This is a genomic window from Nostoc sp. 2RC, assembly GCF_014222165.1.
Classification (GTDB): Bacteria; Cyanobacteriota; Cyanobacteriia; order Cyanobacteriales; family Nostocaceae; genus Nostoc; species Nostoc linckia.
Map to the genome: position 1 here is coordinate 1 of NZ_JACKZU010000615.1, position 2,527 is coordinate 2,527.

At 42.7% G+C, this 2,527-nt stretch carries 2 protein-coding genes; both read left to right on the forward strand.

Features of this window, described 5'->3' with window-relative positions:
- The first annotated feature begins 421 nt into the window (after positions 1–421).
- Entirely contained in the window at positions 422–1,048 is a 627-nt protein-coding gene (locus tag GNE10_RS33750; protein WP_099068835.1) for a DUF3038 domain-containing protein, read from the forward strand.
- Positions 1,045–2,496: a DUF4335 domain-containing protein gene (locus tag GNE10_RS33755; RefSeq protein WP_185570394.1), complete on the forward strand. Its 1,452-nt coding sequence runs from the start codon at positions 1,045–1,047 to the stop codon at positions 2,494–2,496. The genes GNE10_RS33750 and GNE10_RS33755 overlap by 4 nt, the downstream gene beginning before the upstream one ends.
- The last annotated feature ends 31 nt before the right edge of the window (positions 2,497–2,527 follow it).

Genomic DNA, 2,527 nt, shown 5'->3' on the forward strand with positions numbered 1-2,527 from the left:
GCATGGGCATGAGGCGAAGGGGAAAGGGGTAAGGGGAAAAAGGGAAAGATTAAATTTATTCCTTTTCCCTTTTCCCTTTTCCCTTTAACCTTTTCCCCTGCCCAATGCCCAATTCCAGATACCTGAAAAATCGTACACTATAATGTCATACGCTGGGCGTGGAGGCTAATGCTTGACCCTTGATTGACGACAAGTAGAAACTAAATCAAGCTAGAACAGGTATAGCACTAATAAATGAGGTGAATTCAGTGATGTTTTAAAGTTTTGAATTTAATATAGGGAATCCTTTGAGTAGAAAGAGTTAAGTAATGTATATATCAGGTAGTCATGACCACTGCTATGAGTCTAATGTTCAAGTCTTGGCTACTTATCTTAAATTTGTTTTACCTAGTCTGTCACAAGCGTACAAGGTATTTATAGAATGAATGTTTCTGCAAGTTTAACGCCGTTGAAAAGTCCAACTCAAGATTCATTGCCGATGATTCTGGACACTTTACCAGATCCTGCCATTGCCGGACAAACATGTCCTCGAAGAACTCGGTTGCAAATTGACCTTATTTTACTCGCTATTGAAGCTTTAGAGCTTGGCGGTTCTGAAGCAATCCTAGCTTTTGCTCAAGAATTAGATCTTAAAGGAATTGTCAAAGATCGGGTAAATTTATGGCGGATGCGTAGCTCTAACCCGCTACGGAGAGCGCACATTCGCCGTCCCTTAACTATTATGGAAGCCAAAGCTTTGGTAGTTATTGCTTGTTACATAGCGCGGCGTCTAACTGTTGTGATTCGGCAGTTATTAATGTTATGTCAACAGATGGAAGAAAAACAGATTCCCCTAGAACAGAATTTGCGGTTATCTAATTACCTAGAGCGGTTTAGAGCGCATTTTAAGAGTCGGATGAATACTCGACGTTCTGGTGTACTGGCATTAACTTCTGACGAAAAATTAAATGAGTTAGCGATAAATTTGTTAGGACAATTGCTATTCTGCACTGGTACGGCTGGAATGCAGCGATTTTGGATTAGTCTTTTTGACGGTGAGGTGGAATGAATATTCAACGTAAGTACAGTTTGCCTAATTGTACACTGCTTTTAGAAGGTTTAAGTGATGTCACTAGGGCTGCACAATTCCAAGAACTGCGCCCAGAATTATCTATATTGGTCAATGCGGAATGTTATTTATCTGGATATAATCAACCTCTAACAGGAGGGCGGGAGTTTTTTGAAAGTTTGGTGAGGGCGGTTAGTGGCTATGCCCAAGAATTTTTAAGTAATGTACCCAATCCCCAAGCCCATAACCACGAGTCAGAGTTAGTAGAGTTTCAAAAAATAGACAGCAACCGACATCGGTTAATTGTACATTCAGAAGGCGCGCCAGAAGGTTTCGAGTCTCATCCCAGTCATGCTAAACGCCCGTCTATTGAAATAGATTTGAGTACGGTGCAGTTGTTTGATTTGGTAGAAGCAGTAGATCAGTTTTTTGCTGACAGCCAAACTTTACCAGAACTTTCGTTAGAACTACAGCCAGTTACTAAACGCTATGGTGCTGCTAGTCAAGGTTTAATCAACCAGGTGGTTCCGGCTGCTGTGGGAGTATCAAGTTTAGCAGTGGCAGCGATCGCTTTTAACTTGATTCCACCTCCCCAAATTCGTCCACCACAGCCTCAGCCAAATGGGCAAACTACCTCCACAACGAAGAACCTCACCCCTTCAGCATCAGCAGATCCAACTCCCACGTCGGCTGCGACGCCCATAGCTGCTGCGACTCCTACACCAATAGCTACAACTACTACCAAGCCAGAAGTTAAAGATTTAGAAGCACTTTTAAATACAGTTTCGGAAATTACCGATCCATCCCAACTGCGTGCCTTAAATCGCCAAGTGTATAATCAAATTCATCCAGCTTGGACTAATCGCTCAGGATTGCAACAGGATTTGATCTATCGTATAGGTGTAGCCGCAGATGGAGCGATCGTTGGTTATAAAGCAGTCAATCAAGAAGCAAATCAAGGAATAGGACAAACTCCTCTACCTAACCTACTTTACAATCCTGCTAACCGTCCTCCCATTTCCAATGAACCCATCGCTCAATTTAGAGTAGTATTTACTACAAATGGTGTCTTGCAAGTCAGCCCTTGGCGTGGGTATGCTAGAACACCAGAGGTAGTAGGGACAAAAATTACCGACCCTAACATAGTCAAAGGTTTAAATCAAAAACTTTATAATACAGTCCGCCAAGCTTGGAGCGGCACACCTACATTTACACGAGATTTAAAATATCGGGTAGCGGTGAACAAAGATGGTGTAATTGCTGACTATGAACCACTCAACCAAGTAGCCTTTGACTACTTCCGGGAAACACCCCTTCCCCAGATGTTTAACGCCATCTATGGCTCCAATGCAGCACCCCCCAATAGTAAAGAACCTCTTGCCCACTTTCAAGTGATATTCAAACCGAGTGGCAAATTAGAAATCAGTTCTTGGCAGGGGTATCAATAATAGGGAATGGGGCATGGGGCATGGGGAGATG

Excerpts from the sequence above, each read along its gene's own strand:
- GNE10_RS33750 (WP_099068835.1), top strand. The coding sequence starts at position 422 with ATGAATGTTTCTGCAAGTTTAACGCCGTTGAAAAGTCCAACTCAAGAT.
- GNE10_RS33755 (WP_185570394.1), top strand. The coding sequence starts at position 1,045 with ATGAATATTCAACGTAAGTACAGTTTGCCTAATTGTACACTGCTTTTA.